This is a genomic window from Flavobacterium sp. NPDC079362 (assembly GCF_050267765.1).
Lineage (GTDB): Bacteria > Bacteroidota > Bacteroidia > Flavobacteriales > Flavobacteriaceae > Flavobacterium > Flavobacterium azizsancarii.
Window position 1 is genome coordinate 43,418 of the sequence record NZ_JBNNFM010000029.1, and the last position, 21,234, is coordinate 64,651.

The 21,234-nt window shown below is 33.2% G+C and carries 13 protein-coding genes; 3 read left to right on the forward strand and 10 right to left on the reverse strand.

Going from position 1 to position 21,234, the window contains the following annotated elements:
* Nucleotides 1-70 precede the first annotated feature (70 nt).
* The 6 genes from ffh to ACQKCJ_RS19805 form a co-directional block, all read right to left on the reverse strand.
* Nucleotides 71-1,423 (reverse strand): signal recognition particle protein, encoded by a 1,353-nt coding sequence (gene ffh, locus ACQKCJ_RS19780; protein WP_271337407.1) that lies wholly within the window; start codon nt 1,421-1,423, stop codon nt 71-73.
* 187 nt (nt 1,424-1,610) lie between these two features.
* Entirely contained in the window at nt 1,611-3,296 is a 1,686-nt protein-coding gene (locus tag ACQKCJ_RS19785) for an MBOAT family O-acyltransferase (protein WP_271337406.1), read from the reverse strand.
* A gap of 1 nt (nt 3,297) precedes the next feature.
* Nucleotides 3,298-4,719: a GDSL-type esterase/lipase family protein gene (locus ACQKCJ_RS19790; RefSeq protein WP_271337405.1), complete on the reverse strand. Its 1,422-nt coding sequence runs from the start codon at nt 4,717-4,719 to the stop codon at nt 3,298-3,300.
* Entirely contained in the window at nt 4,712-6,196 is a 1,485-nt protein-coding gene (locus ACQKCJ_RS19795) for an SGNH/GDSL hydrolase family protein (protein WP_427402758.1), read from the reverse strand. Before ACQKCJ_RS19795 ends, ACQKCJ_RS19790 begins: the two co-directional genes overlap by 8 nt.
* Nucleotides 6,197-6,474: 278 nt before the next feature.
* The gene (locus ACQKCJ_RS19800) at nt 6,475-7,566 is read right to left on the reverse strand and encodes an HmuY family protein (protein ID WP_427402759.1); all 1,092 of its coding nucleotides are present in this window, start codon (nt 7,564-7,566) and stop codon (nt 6,475-6,477) included.
* Nucleotides 7,567-7,583: 17 nt separating this feature from the next.
* On the reverse strand, nt 7,584-9,695 hold the full coding sequence (locus tag ACQKCJ_RS19805) for a TonB-dependent receptor plug domain-containing protein (RefSeq protein WP_427402760.1): 2,112 nt from the start codon (nt 9,693-9,695) through the stop codon (nt 7,584-7,586).
* A 105-nt stretch (nt 9,696-9,800) separates the two neighbouring features.
* Between ACQKCJ_RS19805 and ACQKCJ_RS19810 the strand changes: the two genes are divergently transcribed.
* A complete protein-coding gene (locus ACQKCJ_RS19810; protein WP_427402761.1) occupies nt 9,801-10,703 on the forward strand; it encodes a DUF6607 family protein in 903 nt (300 codons plus the stop codon).
* Between the two features lie 125 nt (nt 10,704-10,828).
* Here ACQKCJ_RS19810 and ACQKCJ_RS19815 read toward each other — a convergent pair whose 3' ends face one another.
* Both ACQKCJ_RS19815 and argS read right to left on the reverse strand, forming a co-directional pair.
* Nucleotides 10,829-11,539: a hypothetical protein gene (locus tag ACQKCJ_RS19815; RefSeq protein ID WP_271334686.1), complete on the reverse strand. Its 711-nt coding sequence runs from the start codon at nt 11,537-11,539 to the stop codon at nt 10,829-10,831.
* A gap of 348 nt (nt 11,540-11,887) precedes the next feature.
* The gene (gene argS / locus ACQKCJ_RS19820; RefSeq protein ID WP_427402762.1) at nt 11,888-13,666 is read right to left on the reverse strand and encodes an arginine--tRNA ligase; all 1,779 of its coding nucleotides are present in this window, start codon (nt 13,664-13,666) and stop codon (nt 11,888-11,890) included.
* 323 nt (nt 13,667-13,989) lie between these two features.
* On the opposite strand from argS, the gene ACQKCJ_RS19825 reads away from it, so the two are divergent.
* On the forward strand, nt 13,990-16,404 hold the full coding sequence (locus tag ACQKCJ_RS19825; protein WP_427402763.1) for a TonB-dependent receptor domain-containing protein: 2,415 nt from the start codon (nt 13,990-13,992) through the stop codon (nt 16,402-16,404).
* A 92-nt stretch (nt 16,405-16,496) separates the two neighbouring features.
* On the opposite strand, the gene ACQKCJ_RS19830 is transcribed toward ACQKCJ_RS19825, so the two are convergent.
* Nucleotides 16,497-17,168 (reverse strand): copper homeostasis protein CutC, encoded by a 672-nt coding sequence (locus ACQKCJ_RS19830; RefSeq protein ID WP_271334683.1) that lies wholly within the window; start codon nt 17,166-17,168, stop codon nt 16,497-16,499.
* Between the two features lie 193 nt (nt 17,169-17,361).
* Nucleotides 17,362-18,369, reverse strand: coding sequence for a 3-oxoacyl-ACP synthase III family protein (locus ACQKCJ_RS19835; RefSeq protein ID WP_271334682.1), 1,008 nt, complete (start codon nt 18,367-18,369; stop codon nt 17,362-17,364).
* Nucleotides 18,370-18,631: 262 nt separating this feature from the next.
* Between ACQKCJ_RS19835 and ACQKCJ_RS19840 the strand changes: the two genes are divergently transcribed.
* A complete protein-coding gene (locus ACQKCJ_RS19840) occupies nt 18,632-21,043 on the forward strand; it encodes a prolyl oligopeptidase family serine peptidase (protein ID WP_427402764.1) in 2,412 nt (803 codons plus the stop codon).
* The last annotated feature ends 191 nt before the right edge of the window (nt 21,044-21,234 follow it).

Here is a 21,234-nt window from a genome sequence, read left to right on the forward strand (position 1 = left end):
TAATGAAAAAAGTTTCAAATTTCAGTCTCAAAACCTGAAACCTGAAACTTGAAACTTTTTTCTTATTTTATTATCTCGGCATTCCGCCTGGCATTCCTTTCATGCCTCCCATCATTTTCATCAGGTTTTTTCCGCCCGGACCTTGCATCATCTTCATCATTTTGCTCATTTGATCGAATTGCTTCATTAACTGATTTACTTGCTCGACTTTCGTTCCGGAACCTTTAGCGATTCTGGCTTTTCTTTTTACGTCGATAATGGCAGGTTTGCTTCTTTCGATTGGTGTCATCGAGTGAATGATTGCTTCTATATGTTTGAAAGCATCATCTTCTATTTCTACATCTTTCATGGCTTTTGAAGCACCAGGTATCATTCCGACTAAGTCTTTCATGTTACCCATTTTCTTTACTTGCTGAATTTGCGTTAAGAAGTCATCAAAACCGAATTCGTTTTTAGCAATTTTCTTTTGAAGTTTTCTTGCTTCTTCTTCATCAAATTGCTCTTGTGCTCTCTCTACAAGCGACACAACGTCACCCATACCTAAGATACGCTCCGCCATACGATCTGGATAGAAAACATCAATTGCTTCCATCTTCTCGCCTGTACCTACAAATTTGATTGGTTTGTTTACAACTGTTTTAATCGAAATTGCAGCTCCACCACGAGTATCTCCATCTAATTTGGTTAAGATAACTCCATCAAAATTTAAAATATCGTTGAAGGCTTTTGCTGTATTTACAGCATCTTGTCCTGTCATTGCATCTACAACGAACAAAGTTTCCTGTGGCTGAATTGCTTTATGAACACGAGCAATTTCGTCCATCATTTCTTTGTCTACTGCTAAACGACCGGCAGTATCAACAATAACAACATTGAAACCGTTTTCTTTTGCGTATTTGATTGCGTTTTGAGCAATCTCAACGGGGTTCTTATTTTCCGGCTCTGAGTATACCTCAACACCTATTTGGTCCCCAACAACATGCAACTGATTGATCGCCGCAGGACGGTAGATATCACACGCTACAAGAAGTGGTTTTTTATTTTTCTTTGTTTTTAAAAAATTGGCTAGTTTACCAGAGAAAGTTGTTTTACCAGAACCCTGAAGTCCTGACATCAAAATAATACTTGGATTACCTGAAAGATTAATTCCTGCAACATCGCCACCCATCAACTCGGTTAGTTCATCTTTTACTAACTTCACCAATAATTGTCCTGGCTGAAGTGTTGTTAAAACGTCCTGACCAATTGCTTTTTCTTTTACTTTGGTTGTAAAATCTTTAGCAATCTTAAAGTTAACATCGGCGTCTAATAAGGCACGACGAACTTCTTTTAAGGTATCGGCAACGTTTACTTCTGTAATTTTACCGTGCCCTTTTAATATATGGAAGGCTTTATCTAACTTATCACTTAAATTATCAAACATAATTTTTTCTTTATTTGAAGTGCAAAGATAATCTAATTAGACATTTCAGGCAATTTTTATTTAAGGGCATTTTTTTGCCACGAAGACGCAAAGACACGAAGTTTTTTATTTTTATTCTGGCAATATTTCAAAAAAAAGGCACAAAGAATAAAATCTTTGCGCCTTTGTGCCTTTGTGGCAATATTTTTTAAAACTGGAAATAAATAAAAGGCTGTGAACCTGCAACTGCTGTTGCGTAAACAATCCAATAAACAAAACCAAGAATTATTGCTTTTCCTATTAGTGGCGTATTATCGAAAACAAATTTCATTTTAGAGGTAATAACTTCTGGTAAAAAGTGCCAAACGTATCCAAAAAGCATTAGTAAAAATACGTTTTTATATCCCAATACGATTGTTTTCCAATTTTCAGGTTCGAAAGTCAACTGACCAATATTGTTGATCACCTGTAAGGCTGTTTCGAAATCTCTGGCGCGGAAAAAGATCCAACAGAAAACTACAAAATGAAAAGTTATAAGGATCGAGAAGAATTTCCATAAGAAACCTGAATCATTACCTTCTTTTTTGGAAGGAAAAAATTCCATGAACATCTTATGAACTGCTAATGCTAATCCGTGTAATGCTCCCCAAACAATAAACTGTGCTCCCGCTCCATGCCATAATCCTCCTAAAAGCATTGTGGTAAATAAGTTGAAATTGGTTACAAGCGTTTGGTGTCTCTTTTTTGAAAGTAAAAATGTCAGACTAAAAAGAACAATTGCGCCAAAAGCAATGGCTAACGGAATAAAACTTTCGTTTACGTTCGAAATTCCCCAAAGCAACAATCCGAAGAAAAATAAACTTGGAAATAAAAACCCTGCGAATGTTCCTTCTCTATTTCCTCCTATAGAAATATACAAGAAATCTTTTAACCAGGTTGATAACGAAATATGCCATCTTCTCCAGAAATCAGTAATTGATGTTGATTTATATGGCGTTCTAAAATTGGCCGGTAATTTGAATCCTAATAGCAAAGCGATTCCGATTGCCATATCTGAATATCCTGAGAAATCACAATAGATCTGAATTGCATATCCGTATGACGCCATTAAATTTTCGAAGGACGTGTAATTCATTGGTGTGTCAAAAACACGGTCAACAAAATTTATAGAGATATAATTTGAGATTACTGTTTTCTTGATTAATCCGCCAATGATCAAAAACAAAGCATTGTTTACGTCTTGCTTGGTCAGGTTTAACTTTTGATAAATCTGTGGTAAGAAATCTTTTGCCCTAACAATTGGCCCTGCAACTAACTGTGGAAAAAACGAAACGAAAAATAAATATTCGATGTAGTTTTTTGTTGGCTTAATTTCCTCACGATAAATCTCAATGATATAACTCATCGACTGAAACGTGTAGAACGAAATTCCAACAGGCAGAAAAATATCATGAAGCTGGTAATTACCATGAAACATATCATTGAATGTCACAATCATGAAATTCATATACTTGAAATAGCCCAGCAATCCTAAATTCAGAATGACACTAATAATCAAATAGATTTTCTTTCGGCTGACTTTTGCTTCTCTGTAAATTATCTGACTTAAACCGTAATCTACGACTGAAGAGAGTAATAACAGTAAAAAATAAATTCCGCTTGACTTATAATAAAAGAAAAGAGAAAAGAGAATAACGTATGTTAATCTCAAATAAAATGTTTTGCGTAAAAAAGCGTACACAAAATAAAAAACAAGAAATAATCCTAAGAATAATCCCGTGTTAAATAATAGTTTTTCTTCGGGATTGTATACAAACCAACTTTTTGCCTGTTCTAAAGTAACCTCGCCAAAGTTCTGAACAAACCAATTATTTATGCTATCAATTGTAGTCAACTTAATTTTTTAATTTAAAATTATCGTATGTTTTTAAAAATGCCTCTGTAAACAAATTCCCTTGTTTTTCGTATCCTGTTTTTGAATAATGAACCCAATCCGGACCAATTAACCCTGTGGACTTTAAATTTTGAATTCCATCCATTCCTCCAAATTCGTCATATAAATCCCAAACTGCAAATCCATCTGTTTTTGCTGCTTCAATAATACTTTTTGCATAATCACGAATATAAACATTAGGTCTTCTTGCTTTAAGCAGTGAAGGCGGCGGTGTCATAACAATTATAGGAGCATCGATATTCTGATCTTTTATATTCTTTATAAACAGTCGCAATTCCGCTATATAAGCACCGGCTTCCATATGGTCGTAACTTTCATTTGTTCCTAATGCAAAAATCAACAAATCAGGATGCAATGCTTTTAACTGGACAAAGAATAATGGGTATTTATTATAATCTGAAAATTTAGCTCCGTTTACTCCAATATTGCTATAAATTAAGCCTGAACTGTCTTTTTCTAAAACTAATCCGTTCAATTCGTATTTCGAAGCCTCTTTATTAGGAACTAAAAATATTTTACTCAACTCTTTTTCAGAATGATAGTAATGAGAAAATGAATCGGCTTCAAGATCAAGAGCAATAAATTCTGAACTTGTAATATTTTTAGGCCTTGTTTCATTCGTCAGAATTTTCAATATTCTTCCGGCACGAATATTATTAGACTTTAAATGATTTTCTCTTTTGATATCAGCGATTGAAATTTTGTATTTATCTGCAATAGTCGAAATCGCTTCTCCCTTTTTTATTTTATGTGTGATTATTTTTCGCTCTGTCGACTGAATCGTCTTTGTTTGGGAAGATATTGCCAAATCAAACATATTCTGATTTTGCGGTGTAATAATCTTTATTGAATTGAATTTATATGCTGGTTCTTTTATATTCAGTTCAATCGCAAAACCACCAGTATCCCGCCAAAGTGCTATTCCGCTTAAACCAACAGGATGACTCTTGAAAGGATTAATGTTTCGATAACTTTCCCAACCTCGGTTGGAATAAAAACGTTCGTTATAAGAACCATTTGTTTTTGCCAATTGATAAGGAAAAACCAATCCCCGACCGGCATTTCCGAATTTTTGCTGAAGATTCTTTCTGATTTCATTGGTCATTAAATCGCTTTGAATATGAGAATCACCAATGTGCACAATGTTTATCTTCTGATTACTATGACTTTCGTTTTCCTTTAATTTCAGAAAAAAATGTTCTAAGACTTTTGCATTATAGATTTTATCCTCAGGGAAAGAATCGATTGCTGCTTTCTCGACTTTATGAATCATGTTTTTTGTTATTGGCGGTGAATCTGTTTCTTTTGTTGTATCATTTGTTGTAAAAAAAAGACAACAAAAGAAAATAATAAGTCTACTCATCTACACTATCTTTTGTTACAGATACGGAATCTGTATTTGTTTTCCTGACTGTCTTCCGTTTATTGACATCAGTTGATCTCTTTTCGCGTAATACTTTGTACTCTTCGTATCCTTTATTTAATTGATCGTATAATAACTTACCTATGGCTTTTGCACCACGTTGATTAAAATGTGTATAATCTTTATTGGCTTTTGCCGGAGACTCATCTACCCATTTTACCATTGATCCGTCGCCGCCCATTAAGGTATATAAATTTACAAATCCGGATTCAGTATCCAAAGCATATCTTTTTTGTGATTTCATTAAAGGAACTACAGCCGAATCACTTTTCATTTCCATATTATATTTCGTCGACTTATCTGCTGTTGAAATAATCAAGACAGAAACTCCGGGAAAAGATTCCTTAATTTTATTAACCACTTTTGTCATTCCTCTTTCGTACCACGAATAATTTTTAGTTCCGTAGTTTAAAACGTTGGTTCCGTAATGCAGAATAACTAAATCGTATTTCAAATTACTATTAAATCCCTGCATTACATTTGCGTTAAACATAGAGATTGGCAGTCCTGAATTTCCTCTTTGAGAGAAATTATCAACATGAACTCCACTTCCGTTATCAAAATTAAAGCCATAAATTGGAATTGAATCTGAATTTATGAAATTTGCCTTAAATGCTTTGATGTTTCCCGAAGTCACTTTTAAAGTATTAACGAGGTTACCGGGAACAAGACTTTTACGTAATGTATCTTTTCCAATAATAAAATTTACGTTTCCTTTTCTTGTTGACTTTCCATAAAACAAGGTAGGGTTGTCTAATGTTGTCGCATATTTATTTAGTCCTGCTTCATATTGAACCCAGGTTGTGTTGGCTTTATTATTTGCAAAAAACACATGGCCATTTACCCCAAAAGGACTCGCCGGGCTTTTTATATTTAAATAGGACTGTGTTTTCCAGTTTTTAGAATAAGTAGATTTCACTGATGCTCTTGATGCAGCAGACTCTGAGGTAATAGAAACAAAACCAACACCGCTACCGCCAAATCGTTCCTGATAATTAGAACGAACATCCTGTACGATTAAATCGCCATCTGTCATTGAATCTCCGTAATAAGCAATCCTTACTTTGGCTTGTGGATTCTTCTCTAACTGATATAATTTTTCATAAAAAGAAATCAGATATTGATATCCTGTATAGTTCTCAAAAGTTTCAGATGGAAATTCAATTCCTTCTGAAGCTCCAAAAGTAATTTTCTCTCCCGCTTCCTTTTTTTCACTTTCAGAAATGCTATCTCCTTTTAGCGCCAAAGAATCGTTTGCTACTGATTCTAAAAGCAAACTATCAATAAGTACGTTTTTAGAATCTACTTTGCTATCCGGAAAAATTTTATCAGGTAAGATTTGTTTAAATCCAATGAAAGCTACGAATGCTAAGGCTACAATTGCAAAAGACTGAAAAAAATAAGATTTTGTGTTCACTAGTAATTATAAATTTGAAGAAAGGTTTAGTTAAAATTTTTATTCAAAATTCCTATTAATTCCTTATAAAAAGTTGCGCAAAGATAGAACTAAACATTAATTTATGAATTGTTTTTAACATTAAAAATAAAACAAAAAAAGAGGCTAGATAAATCTAACCTCTTTATCAAAAAAAAAATAAAAAAACAAAGCTAATGATTAACTGAATTTTAATCGGACATATTTATAATCAATAAAGGAATAATCTTTTTTCAATTAGATTATTCCTTTATTATTGTTTATTTCAAGATCGCATATTCTATAACAATATTTCCTCTTTCGCCTGCGTCATTCGTCATTGCAAGAAATTTTACTTTATAGTAATTTCCAGCCGCATCTTTTATTACATAAAAACGGTCTGTTTTAATACTTGGCAATGAACCATTTTGTCCGCCACCATTTCTCCAGTTTGCCCCTATAATTCTTTGATCTTTTGTAGAAACGCTAAAATTAGATTCCTCAACTTTAGCTTTTGTAAAATCGGCATAAGATCCTCCTGAAGCGACTAAAACTTGATAAACTTGTGTTCCTGCGTTTATATTAGAAGTAACAAAATCTGAATATCCGTAAGTAACTTCTCCTTTTTCACCTGGAATGTAATTTGTGAAAGTAGTGAAATTCAAATCCCATTTTATTTTTGCTGGTTCCACTGAGACAGCAGTACCAGAAGTTAAACTAAAAAATGTAAAATTAAATGCTGCATCTTTCGTAATCACTTTTTCTGTAAAAGTTGATGAAGCTAAATCTGCGTATTGAATTTTATATCCATTTCCACTTCTTAAAATTCTAACTTTTTTCCAACCTCTTGCTTCACCATCAACCGCCACTGATCCAATGTTTGCTTTTGCAGTTCCAACAGCTAATCCTAAATTCACTAAATATACTTTATTATCTGCATCAGTAGCTGAAATCTCAGCAACTGCAGTTCCGATTCCCGCTCCGGCACCAGCCAAAACACCTGTTGGATTATCAACATATCCGTTTGATGAGAGATTTTCACCACCAGCAGCTAAAACACTTATATCAATTGTTTGAGGTAAAGTAATATCAGAAGTTGCTAATTTTTTTGCAGCCATTTTAAGAGAACCATTCAGGATTACTCTAAACTCTGAATTTGAAGAAAATCCAAAATCCCAAGAAGCTCTGTTTACAGATTTAGATTCTGCAGCACTTAAATCAAGATAGACCTGATTTGGCTGATTTGGCCCACCTACTGTTTCTTTTAATGTTGCCCCAACAGTTGGAACTTCAGGTGCAGGCGTATTATCGTCATTACTTGAGCATGCTGCTAGTGATAATAAGGCTATTGATAAAAATAATAGTTTTTTCATTGTATTTCTATTTTATATTAAAGATTAAGATTATATGTTAATTTTAAAAAGTAGGAACGCCCGTAAGCAAGCATTACATCCCCTGAAGAAGCATGTGCAGCATTTGGATTTGTTCCTGTTTGATTTACGCTTTTTATATCAAGAATATTTCTTGCCCCAATGGTAACTTCAAAATGATCTTTGAAAAAGTTTTGTCGAACAGTAGCATCAAGCCAATTACTTGGATCAATTGTCGATAAGACATAAGATGAAGCTCCTTCTATAAATTGCTGTGTTCTGCCATTGTATTTGTAATAACCTGAAAGAATAGTTTTCCATTTTGGAAGTTTGTATGAAACACTAGCATTTAAATTGAAAGAATAAAGAAACTTATCATCTGAAGCAAATACCTCATTTTTTATTTCCTGAGAAACTCCAATTAATGCTGCACCAAAGTTAAAAGTTAGATTATCTTTTCTGAATTGGTTCATTGTAGAGAAATTCCACATTCTGTATTTACTGATGTTCACATATTGATACTCCGGATTTCCTGTATCCGGATTAAATCTTACAAGTGCCATATCAATCCTATCATTAACATCTAAGTAACTTCCGGCAAATGTGTTCGAAAGCTGTGCTCCCGAAGAAAATGTAGTCGCTTTTTTAAGACTGGCTTCATAAGACGTACTGGTTTCAGGAATAAGATTTTCATTACCTGTAAAAAAGTGTCCGTCAAATATTTGTTTTGAATACAATTCCTCAAAAGTTGGTGTTCTAAAAGAGTTCCCATAAGAACCCCGAAGTTCAATTCCTTTATCAAATAAATATCTTAAACCAAGAGATGATGCATATTGATTGTCAAACTGAGACTGAGCAGAAAATCTAATTCCTGGTCGGATAGACAATCTCTCACTCGCCATAATTTCTGAAGAAGCAAAAAAATCATAGTTTTCAAGTATTTTACGAACAGGTACCATGATATTATTAGCTTCCTGAACTAATGCATATCCTCGATTATTAACGAACTCATAACCTAATTGCAAATCAACAATTTTACTTGAGAAAAAGTTATTTAAAGTCCCTGTAGAATAAAGCACTTCCATAGACTGATCTTTAACAGTAACATTGTTCGCTTCAGTTTTAGTAGATAGATAATATCTAAAATCTTCTACATCTCTCGCCTGCTTCTGGTGCGAAAGAGAAATATTATAATTCAACTGAGAGAATAGTTTTCCAGTAGCATTTAAGTTATGAAAATACCTGCTGGTTAAATATCTTTTGTCACTTGCATAGCGGTACGACCCTAAAACATCATTAAATCCTGATTGTACTGTACTATTATAATAATCTACGTTTTCATCTAAATATTCGAATTTATAGAAAAAACGAAAATTATCCTTGTGATACGCTATTAAAGCCGTGCCGTTTAACTGGTCTTTTGGTAACCATCGATAACCACGTGTACCATCATTTTCAGCATAATCGACCCCATTTTTATCACTTAAATATCCCTGAAAATCATTGCGATTGGCTCCAATTGAAACAAACCAATTTTTATTGAATGTATGAGAAACTTTTAACGACTGAATATGGCGTCCCTGATCAAAAAGTGAATATTCATTATTCACTGTTTCTTCCTGAACTGATGCCGTAATACCCCATTTATATTGCGAAGATTTTTTTGTAATTATATTCAGAACACCACTAACCGCATTTGCACCATAACTAACTCCCATTGAACCTTCGACAATTTCGATGTGATCAACGTCATTAAGATTAATTTGTGACAGATCTGTATTATTACCAAAGCCTGCTTCATTAACTAAAGGGACATTGTCTACCAAAATTTTGAAATACTGAGCATCCAATCCAAATAAGGAAACTGTAGATCGCCCACTTGTTCCACTTGGTCGAACTGTAATATTTAAGTATTGATTTAAAACATCGGACAAATTATTTGCCGCTAAATTTTGAATGTCCTCGCTTGAGATCACACGAACATTAAAAACAGATTTCTTAATAGATTGTGGCTCAAACTGTCCCGTCACAACCACTTCAGAAAGCTTATTTACAGCCGTAGTATCCTTTACTTGTGCAAAAGAAATTTGACAAAAAAGAAAAGCTGCAAAAAGGATAAATTTTATTTTCATTATTTTTATTAAGTCTTAATAATGGCGCAAATATATAAACTATTTTTATTTGTTCTAAATAAAATTATATATTTGCAAAAAAATATAAAAACAAAATAATAAATTATGATTTCAAAAAGCCTCTATTTTTCAGCCGTTATGGCTTTGACTTGTAGCCTTGGTTTCAGTCAGGATAAAAAGCAACAAGACATTAAATCAATCAAATCAATGTGTGGTTGCTATGAAGTGAAGTTTAATTTTGCTGAAACTTTTCAGTATCCTAAAGATTCTCTTACTTACAAACCTTCTGAAACGAAACACGAATCTGCATTAGAATGGGTAGAGTTACTAGAAGACACTCCTAACAAAATTGTAATGCAACACTTATTAATAGTAAGTGACGATATGATCATCAAACACTGGAGACAAGATTGGCTATACGAAAACACTGATTTGTATTCATTTGACAAAGGGTCTTCATGGAAATATAAAAAATTAGACAAAAAAGCCGTAAAAGGACAATGGACCCAAAAAGTATATCAGGTAGATGATAGTCCAAGATACGAAGGATCATCAACCTGGGTACATGTAGACGGACAAGATTACTGGGCAAACATTGCTGATGCTCCTCTACCAAGAAGAGAGCAAACTAAACGTAATGACTACAATGTTTTGAAAAGAAGAAACATTCACGAAATTACTGCTACAGGATGGAATCATGAACAAGACAATGACAAATTGATTCGTGACGAAAGCGGAAAAGATGTATTATTAGCTCAGGAAAAAGGTATGGATATTTATACTAAAGTTGCAGACATTAAATGTATCGCCGGGCAAAAATGGTGGAAAGAAAACAATGCTCTTTGGAAAAATGTTCGTGACAAATGGCAAACATTGTTCGACAGACACAAAGATTTAAACCTGGAAGCTAAAGTAGACAGAAAAGCGCTTTATTCTCTTTTATTTGATTTAAAACCAACTGCTACAAAAGCAGAATCAGATGCAATTATAGACAAATTTGTAAAATAAAAATATTTGTGTTAGTTATTAAAAAAGCCGATAGTTCTGGAACTATCGGCTTTTTTTGTTTGCTATATTAAGCTGAAAATCTATTAAAGAATATCAAGATCAAATATAGACTATCTTGTTACGTATTAGCTTGGATCTACACACTCAGAATAAGCAACAATATGTTTTGTTAAATCTGTCCATTTAGGCTCAGGATTTCCAGAAATTACTTTTTCACAGCTTCCCCATAATGGAGCAAACTCTTTTTTGTAATCTTTTTTCTTTAACAAGAATGCTGGTGAATCTTTTTTAGCTACGTAGTAAGATTTTGCATCTCCACCAATAAATTTAACGCCACCAACTCCTAATGAAGTAGTTTCTTTTGCATAAGGATCACAATAAACTTTAAAATCTTTACTGAATGAAGGATTAAGCAATTGCATTAATAATTTGCTGTTTTTCTTTTTGATTTTTACATCAGCTGTTTCGAAATAAGCATAACCTTGATTTAAAAAATCCTGGTTTAACTTAGTGTCATTCCATTTTTTAAAGTCTTCAAGGAAATTAAGCTTCTTACCTAAGTTGTCAAGTCCACTTGGAGGTAAGTACATAAATTTAATATCTTCTGGTTTTAGTTTGTGTTTTTTTCCAGCTCCGTCTTGTAATTTAATGTACTCAATTAATCCTTTGTCTCTATCAATATCTTTGATAGTTCCGTTGATTTCAGTTCCGTCAGCTAAAGTAATGTAAGCCGTTTTACTATGAGAAAATCCATAAGAAGGCGAAATTAAATCTTGTGCATTAATTGTACAACATACTAGAAGAAGTGCTAGTAATAAAAAAGGGTTTTTAATCATTGTTTTGGGTTTTTAGTTTTGCTTACTCTTACGATTTTCAGCTTCCTCGCTTATCTTAAAAGAGAAAAAAAATTAGCTCATCTCCTATATTTACTGGCTTTTTAGGCTATTTTTATAAATCATTTTCTTACCGTAAACTTAGCTATAAAAACGACATTTGCAAATGTTAATTTATTTTTTTTACAAGAAAATTTTCAAGCAAAATCGTTAACCATTTCATAATAATTATTTCATTTTTCAGGAACTCACTAATCGTAAATTATAAACTTTTTTCAAAAAAAAAAGAGCCGATAATTTTACAATCATCGACTCCTAAATTTTTAAGACTTTATTTTTTATTTATTACACTTACATTCTCTCGGGAACTTCGATTCCTAGTAAAGTAAAAGCACTCTTTATTACCTCAGCCACTTTTTGAGAAAGCTGTACTCTGAATATTTTCTTTGTTTGATCTACTTCTCCTAATATATGAACTGACTGATAGAAAGAGTTATATTCTTTTACCAAATCATACGTATAGTTGGCAATTAACGCAGGACTATGATTTTGAGCAGCATTTTGAATTACTTCCGGAAAAAGTTCGATTTGTTTTACCAATTCTTTTTCTTTTTCATGCAATTCTTCCGTATTGGTTTGTGCCGAAAAATCGAAATCGGCTTTACGGATAATTGACTGAATTCTCGCGTAAGTATATTGAATAAACGGACCTGTATTTCCTGCAAAATCAACAGATTCTTCCGGATTAAACAAAATACGTTTTTTAGGATCTACTTTTAAAATGTAATATTTTAAAGCTCCCAGACCAATTGTTTTATACAATTTAGCTTTTTCCTCTGCAGAATAACTATCTAGTTTCCCCAGATCTTCTGAGATTTGTTGTGCAGTATCTGTCATATCCTGCATTAAATCATCAGCATCTACAACAGTACCTTCACGGCTTTTCATTTTTCCTGATGGTAAATCAACCATTCCGTATGACAAATGATACAAACTTGAAGCCCAGTCAAAACCTAATTTTTTCAGGATCAGGAACAATACTTTAAAGTGATAATCTTGTTCGTTACCTACTGTATAAACCATTCCGCCAACATCAGGCATATCTTTTACACGCTGAATTGCAGTTCCTATATCTTGTGTCATATAAACAGCAGTTCCGTCTGAACGCAATACAATTTTACGATCCAGGCCTTCATCTGTTAAATCAATCCAAACTGAACCGTCAGGATCTTTTTCGAAAACACCACTATCCAGACCTATCTGTACAACATCTTTTCCTAATAAGTAGGTATTACTTTCGTAATAGTATTTATCAAAATTAACTCCTAAATTTTTGTATGTTATTGCAAAACCATCGTAAACCCATTGGTTCATTTTTTTCCATAGAGAAATAACTTCTTCATCACCGGCTTCCCATTTTTTAAGCATTTCTTGTGCTTCAATAATAATTGGGGCTTGCTTCTTAGCTTCTTCTTCGGTTTTTCCAGCTTCCATCAATTGAGAAATTTCAGCTTTATAAGCTTTATCAAACTCAACATAATATTTACCAACCAGTTTATCTCCTTTTAGACCTGAGCTTTCCGGAGTTTCACCATTTCCAAATTTCTGCCAAGCCAGCATCGATTTACAAATATGAATTCCACGGTCGTTGATAATCTGTGTTTTGTATACTTTTTTTCCTGAAGCTTTAATAATCTCAGCAACAGAATACCCTAATAAATTGTTACGAACGTGACCTAAGTGTAAAGGTTTATTGGTATTTGGCGAAGAGTATTCGACCATAATAGCTTTCTCATCAGGATTTGGAGTAAAATATCCAAATTTTTGATTTTCTCTTATTTCATTAAAGAAACTCAAATAATAACTATCGGCAATTACAATATTCAAAAAACCCGAAACAACATTGAAACGTGATACCTCAGGAAGATTCTCTACTAAATAATTTCCTATTTTATTTCCTAATTCTACGGGATTGCTTTTGATCACTTTTAGTAAAGGAAAAATAACCATAGTAATATCGCCTTCAAACTCTTTTCGAGTAGTTTGAAATTCGATTTTATCAACAGTAACATCAAATAATGCTTGTATTGCTTTTTGTATAGAAGGAGTAAGAATTTGTGATAATGACATGTAAACTTATTTTTAAAGTGAGCAAAGATACTGCTTATTCAGCAATTACAGAAAATGAAAAACATATAAAATACAACAAAACTCTTCAATATCTGTAAAAAGTATTTTCTTTTGAATGTTAAAATTATCAAAAAATTAAAACGCTAATCTATTAAAAAACAGACTCTCTTAAAAAAAACATAATCTTTTTTGTTTTTTTCTGTAACATATCGGTGATAAAAGAGTCTTAATAAGAACTTTGAATTCGTTTGAAGAAAAAAAAGAAACTAACAAAAAAAAAAACAATCATCATCAATCAAATCAAAATAATCGATACTAACATTATGAAATTAAAATTTTTTCTGTTCGCATTACTGGGGGTATTTGCAACAGCTCAGGCCCAGAACACCGGATCAGTTTCCGGAAAAATTACCGAAAAATCGAATAACGCACCTATCTCTTACGCAACAGTCTCGATCAAAGACAACGGAAAAGCAGTTACAGGAGTTAATACAGACGACAATGGAGGTTTTACCATTAAAAACTTAGCTTTAAAAAGTTATACGATCGAAATTCAATACATTGGATTCAAAAAATATACTGGTACGATTGTTTTAGGCGATAATAAAAAAACAGCTACGATTAATGTTTCCCTAGAAGAAGAAGCAACGCAACTTAAAGGAGTAAACATAGTAAGTGACCGCTCGACAATAGAACAAAAAATTGACCGAAAAGTAATTACCGTTGGTAAAGATTTGACTACTGCAGGAGCTTCTGCATCTGATATCATGAACAACATTCCATCAGTAAATGTGGATCAGGACGGAAAACTTTCGCTTCGCGGAAATGACAATGTTCGTGTATTAATTGACGGAAGACCATCAAATATTGATCCTGCTCAATTGCTAAAACAAATTCCTTCGACTTCTATCAAAAAAATTGAGTTGATCACCAATCCAAGTGCAAAATACAATCCCGAAGGAATGTCCGGAATTATCAATATCGTTTTGCATAAAAACACAAATACCGGTTTCAACGGAAGTTACAGTGGAGGAATCACCTTTGGAGAAACGGCTAAATACAATCAATCTTTAAACTTGAATTACAAAACAGGTAAAGTAAATTTCTTTGGAAACGCAGGACAAAACTTCGGAACGTATCAAAACGACGGTTTCATCAAAAGATTCGATCCTGAAGTTATTCAAAAAATTGATGTTTTGAATGATAATGATTCTTATTTATATAAAATTGGAATGGATTATTTAATCGATGATCACAATACTTTATCATTCTACACCAATCAGAATAAATCAAACGGAAAAGGTTTTGTAAATACTGCTATTGATTATAATAATGTAACTGATGCTGACGTTTCAAAAATCTTTCAAAAATCTAAATATTCGGGACCAGACCAGGTTGGTACATATAATTTAGCGTACAAACATATCTTTAAAAAAGAAGGACATACTTTAGATTTCGAAGGAAATTATAGCGACAATAAAGAAACTCAGTATTCCTCTTTTGATACTCAAACCATAAATACTGACAATACTCAAAACAATGTTATTTATGATGACTTTATAAAAGGAACACGTAAACTGACTACTTTAAACGTTGATTACGTAAATCCTTTAAACGAGAAAACAACTCTTGAAGCTGGTGCAGAAGCAAGAATCACTAAAACAGACAATGATTATATTACAGGAAATCCGCTTGCAGCAATACCTGTTTCTAATTATACTTATGACACTGATATTTATTCGGCTTATGTAACATTTGGTCAAAAATTTAAAAAATTCAGTTACCAATTAGGAGCACGTTTTGAAAGCTATAAAGTAGCAGCTAATTTAAATCATGGTCTTGAAAAATTTAATGATGATTATATTACTTTATATCCATCAGCTTATTTAACGTACAACCTGAATGAGAAAAACACATTGCAATTTAGCTATAGCCGTCGTGTAGACCGTCCAAGTTTAGAGCAAACCAAACCTATCCGTGAGTTTTCGACCCCATTAGTAACATCAATAGGAAATCCTGAATTGCGACCACAATTCACCAACTCTGTTGAAGTAAATTACACTAAAACTTTTACAAAAGGAAGTTTTACAACTGGTGTTTTCTACAGAAGCATCAACGATCAGATTAGCAGAATTTTATATCCTGATGATACAGATCCAACAGGTAACAAACAAATCCTGACTTATACCAATTATGATCATAATACTTCTTATGGATTTGAGGTTTCTTTTAATTACAAAATCACAAAATGGTGGGATATCGCGCCATCTATTGATTTCTCAAGCATCAATCAACAAGGAGTTGTATTCGCATACGATCCTGTAACACAAACAAGTAGTCCGATTGAAAGAAAAGTTACTGTTGCAGCATTTAATGGACGTATGAATTCCAACTTTAAAGTAAACAAACGTTTAAGCTTTTTATTATTTGGTTTTTACAGAGGTGGAGTTGACGGACTTCAAAATAACAGTCATGAAATGTACAAAATGGACATGGGTTCACGTTATACATTGTTAGACAACAAGATGAACATAAGTTTACGTTTCAATGACGTTTTCAATACTATGAAATATTCTTTTGATGCTATGTATCCTTACGCGCATGAAGGCCAGTTTAAATGGGAGAGTCAAACCGTTTATTTAGGTTTAACGTATAATTTTGGTGGAGCAAAAATCAAAAACTTAGAACGTAAACAAAGAGAAGATAACACTAGCAAAGGTGGTGGCGGAATGTTTTAATCCCACTTTTAATAGTAGATTTTAATAGTTCTTGTAGAAAAGAAAAGCTTGGAGTTTGCCAACTCCAGGCTTTTTTAGTTTATATCTATTACTTATAAAAAATTGCGCAATTCTTTTATTTCTTCCGGATTTGCTGTTTGGGTATTATTTGTAATTGCTGACGAATGATAAAAAGTAGGCTCTAGTTTTTCTTGTAATAATTTAATATTCGAAGATCGTAAACCTCCGCCCGGCATAATTTCTATTCGGTTTTTAGCTAGCTTTTGAATCTGTATCAGATCATCAATTCCTTCTTCGACATTTTTTCCTCTACCGGAAGTCAGAATAGTTTGAAAACCGCATTCTATAACATCATCAAGACCTTTCTCTATAGAATCAACAACATCAAAAGCACGGTGAAAAGTACAAGAAAGCGGACTTGCCAAATGAACTAATTCCTGATTTTGTTTTTTATTGACACTTCCGTCCGAATTTAAAATCCCAAAAACAAAACCATCAACACCTAGTTTTTTAAAGGATTTTATGTCTTGTTTCATTTCGATAAATTCCTCGTCGTTATAAACAAAATCCCCACCTCGAGGCCTGATAATAACATGCATTTTAATAGATAACTTTTCACGAACCCGTGCAGCAAGAACAGTATTTGGTGTTGTTCCGCCAAGTTGCATATTGTCACACAATTCGATTCTGTCTGCACCACTTTCCTGTGCTATTATCGCCGATTCATAATTGAAACAGGCTATTTCCAGTTGATTTTTTTTCATTTTTATTTGAGAGATGTTTGATCATTTGTCTGACTTAACAAAAATATTAATTAAAATCGAAATCTCATCCTCAAAATAAAAGACTTGCCAATTGGAACGTTGGCTTCGACTCCGCTCAGCCTGACAAATTGGTATAAAAAAACCTGCTCCAAAAAAGAGCAGGTTTTAAAAATATAATGCAAGATGAATTAATTTACCATTTAATAATTGCGCTTGCCCAGGTAAAACCACTACCAAAAGCAGCCAGAACAACTGTGTCTCCTGATTTAATTTTTCCTTGTTCCCAAGCTTCTGTTAAGGCAATTGGAATAGATGCTGCGGTTGTATTTCCGTATTTCTGGATATTATTATGAACCTGATCATCTCTTAATTTGAATTTGTTTTGAATGAATTGTGAAATTCTCAAATTCGCCTGATGCGGAATCAACATATCTATATCTGAAACTTGTAAACCATTTGCTTCCAGACCTTCATTAATTACCTCAGCAAAACGAACTACTGCATTTTTAAATACAAATTGCCCATTCATGTACGGATAATAACTTTCGTCATTTGGGTCATTATCAGCCAGAATATCAGTTACCCAGCGTGCTCCCATTCCTGGTGCCTGCAAAGATAATTCTTCTGCGTGTTGTCCTTCTGAATGCAGGTGAGTTGATAAAATTCCTTTTGTCAAATCTTCTTCACGGCTTAAAACAGCTGCTCCTGCTCCATCTCCAAAAATAACCGAAACTCCACGACCACGAGTAGTCATATCTAATCCTGTTGAATGTACTTCAGATCCAATAACCAAAATGTTTTTATACATTCCCGTTTTAATGTATTGATCAGCAACAGAAATAGCATAAACAAAACCAGAACATTGATTTCTGACATCTAATGCTCCTACGGTTCTTAATCCTAAATCGCGTTGTACTAAAACTCCGGGTCCTGGAAAATAGTAATCCGGACTTAATGTAGCAAAAACTACAAAATCGATATCTTCTTTGGCTACGCCGGAACGTTCTATAGCAATTTTAGCTGCTTTTACTCCCATTGTAGTTGTGGTATCTTCTCCACGAATAATATGCCTGCGCTCCTGAATTCCCGTACGCTCCTGAATCCACTCATCATTGGTATCAATAATCTTAGACAAATCGTCGTTGGTCACAACATTTGAAGGAACATAATATCCTAAGCCCGTTATTTTTGAATGATACATATTCTTTTATTATTTATTAAAAAATTGGATTGCAAATCTAAGTATACTTTAAAACATTAGTGTACAAATTAGTGTTTTTTTCGTTATTAGCAATTCAATATACTTTAATTATAAGGTCAATTAGAGCTTTTTATATCGCAAAAAAACAGTTTTCAGATCAAAACACTGAAAAGTATGAAAAATAACGCATAATATGTAACAAGTTTAAAGTACTTTAGTCAAACATTACAAATACCATTTTTAAACTCCTAAAATTCAAATTATGAAATTAAAGGTTACACTCCTCTTATTTCTTAACATTGGCTTTTTTGCCTTTGCCCAAGAAAACTTAACCTATCAAAAACCTTCTAAATCTATTTTAGATTTAGCTGATTACGAAAGAGCTCCTACAGTATCTATGGATACAAAAAAAGAGAACATGTTATTGTTGTACAGAAGTACTTACAAAACATTAGACGATTTAAATCAGGAAGAACTTCGTTTGGGTGGTTTACGAATTAATCCGGTAACGAATATTTCCAGTACAGTAACTTACACTATCAATCTTAAATTAAGAAAAATTAGTGGAAAAGAAGAAATACAAGTTTCAGGTTTACCTCAAAACCCCAAAATAAGCAATATTCTATGGTCTCCAAATGATAAGAAAATTTTGTTTTCGCATACTACAAATTCAGGTGTTGAACTTTGGGTATTGGATGTAGCAACTGCAAAAGCAACAAAACTTACTGATGCAACTGTAAATGCAAACCTTGGTAATCCGTTTAGCTGGTTTTTAGACAACGAAACTATTTTGGTAAAAATGCTTCCAAAAAACAGAAAACCTTTATTAGATTCTAAAAAAGATCTACCAACCGGACCAATCATTTCCAGTACAGCAGGAGCAAAATCTCAAAATAGAACATATCCTGATATGCTGAAAAATCAGAATGATGAAATTAATTTTGAAAACATCATCACGTCTGAATTGTATAAAGTCAACCTTAACGGAACAGCTACTTTATTCAAAGATGCGGCAATGTATGCCGGAGAAAGAATTTCGCCAGATGGCAATTTTATTATGGTAACTACAATTCAAAAACCGTTTTCGTACGTTGTACCCTTAAACAGATTTCCTTCTAAAACAATTGTTTATGACTCTAAAGGAAAAGAAGTTAAAACTGTTAACGAAGTTCCGTTAAACGAAGTAATCCCAAAAGGTTTTATGGCCGTTCGCAAAGGAAAAAGAGAAATGAGCTGGAGAAATGACAAACCGGCAACATTATCTTATGTTGTAGCATTAGACGAAGGAGACCCGGCAAACAAAGTCGATTTTAGAGACGAAGTTTATCTTTGGGATGCTCCATTTGCAAACAATGCAGCTTCATTAGCCAAAATACCGCAGCGTTACAGCGATATTGTTTGGGGTAATGATACTACTGCATTTCTTACGGATGAATGGTACGATACGCGTAATACAAAAACATATTTGATCAATCCGTCAAATCCTGCACAGCAGCCAAAAGTAATTACTGATAGAAATCAGCAAGATGTTTATTCTGATCCGGGAGTTTTTGAAACTAAGAAGAATCAATACAACAAATACGTTTTAGCGATCGAGAAAGATAATGCTTTCCTTATTGGTGAAGGATATACTAAAGAAGGACAATTTCCTTTTATTTCTGAATTCAATTTGAAAACATTACAATCAAAACGCATTTACACTTCAACTTATAAAGACAAAAAAGAAGATTTGTTAGGAATTGAAGATTTCAAAACCGGTAAAGTTTTAGTTCAGATTCAGTCTAAAAGTGAATATCCGAATTATTATTTCAGAAATATTAAAAAACAAAACAGCCTGACACCAATCACTTCTTTCAAAAATCCGTTTGAGAGCATTAAAAATGTCAGCAAAGAAGTCATCAAATACAAACGTAAAGATGGTGTTGAACTTTCAGGAACTTTATACCTGCCTGCTGGTTATGACAAAGTAAAAAAAGAGAAATTACCGTTGTTGATCTGGGCCTATCCTGCTGAATATAAAGACAGAAACAGCGCAGGACAATCGACTCAAAATTCAAATGAATTTACTTTTCCTTACTACGGATCGTTTGTATATTGGGTAACCAAAGGATATGTTGTTCTTGATGATGCGGCTTTCCCTATTATTGGTGAAGGAACAACTGAACCTAATGATAACTTTATTTCTCAATTAGTAGACAATGCTGCAGCTGCAATTGACGCTGTTGATGCTTTGGGATATATAAATCGTAAAAAAGTTGCGGTTGGAGGACATTCTTATGGCGCTTTTATGACTGCTAATTTACTAACACATTCTGATCTTTTTGCTTGCGGAATTGCCAGAAGTGGCGCGTACAACAGAACTCTGACTCCATTTGGTTTCCAGACAGAGCAACGCAATTATTGGGAAGCTCCAGAAGTTTACACCGCAATGTCTCCTTTTATGAATGCAGATAAGATGAAAACACCTATGTTATTAGTTCACGGTGAAGCTGATAATAACCCGGGAACTTTTACTTTGCAGACAGAACGCTATTATCAGGCACTAAAAGGTTTGGGAGCAACTGCCAGAATGGTAATTTTACCTAAAGAAGCACATAGTTATGTAGCAAAAGAAAATATCCTGCACTTACTTTGGGAACAAGATCAGTTTTTAGAAAAGTATTTAAAAAACTAATTCTTACTAATATCAAATTCGACAGGTTTCTAAAACCTGTCGGATTTATTATGTAAACGTTATCTGGTTTCAATTACTATAAACGATTAATCAGCATGAGGCTGTCCGAAAAGTAATTTCGGGCAGTTTTTTTTTGTTTTACACATTGATTTTTCTTATATTTAAGTACTAAAATCAATGATTATGCAGCC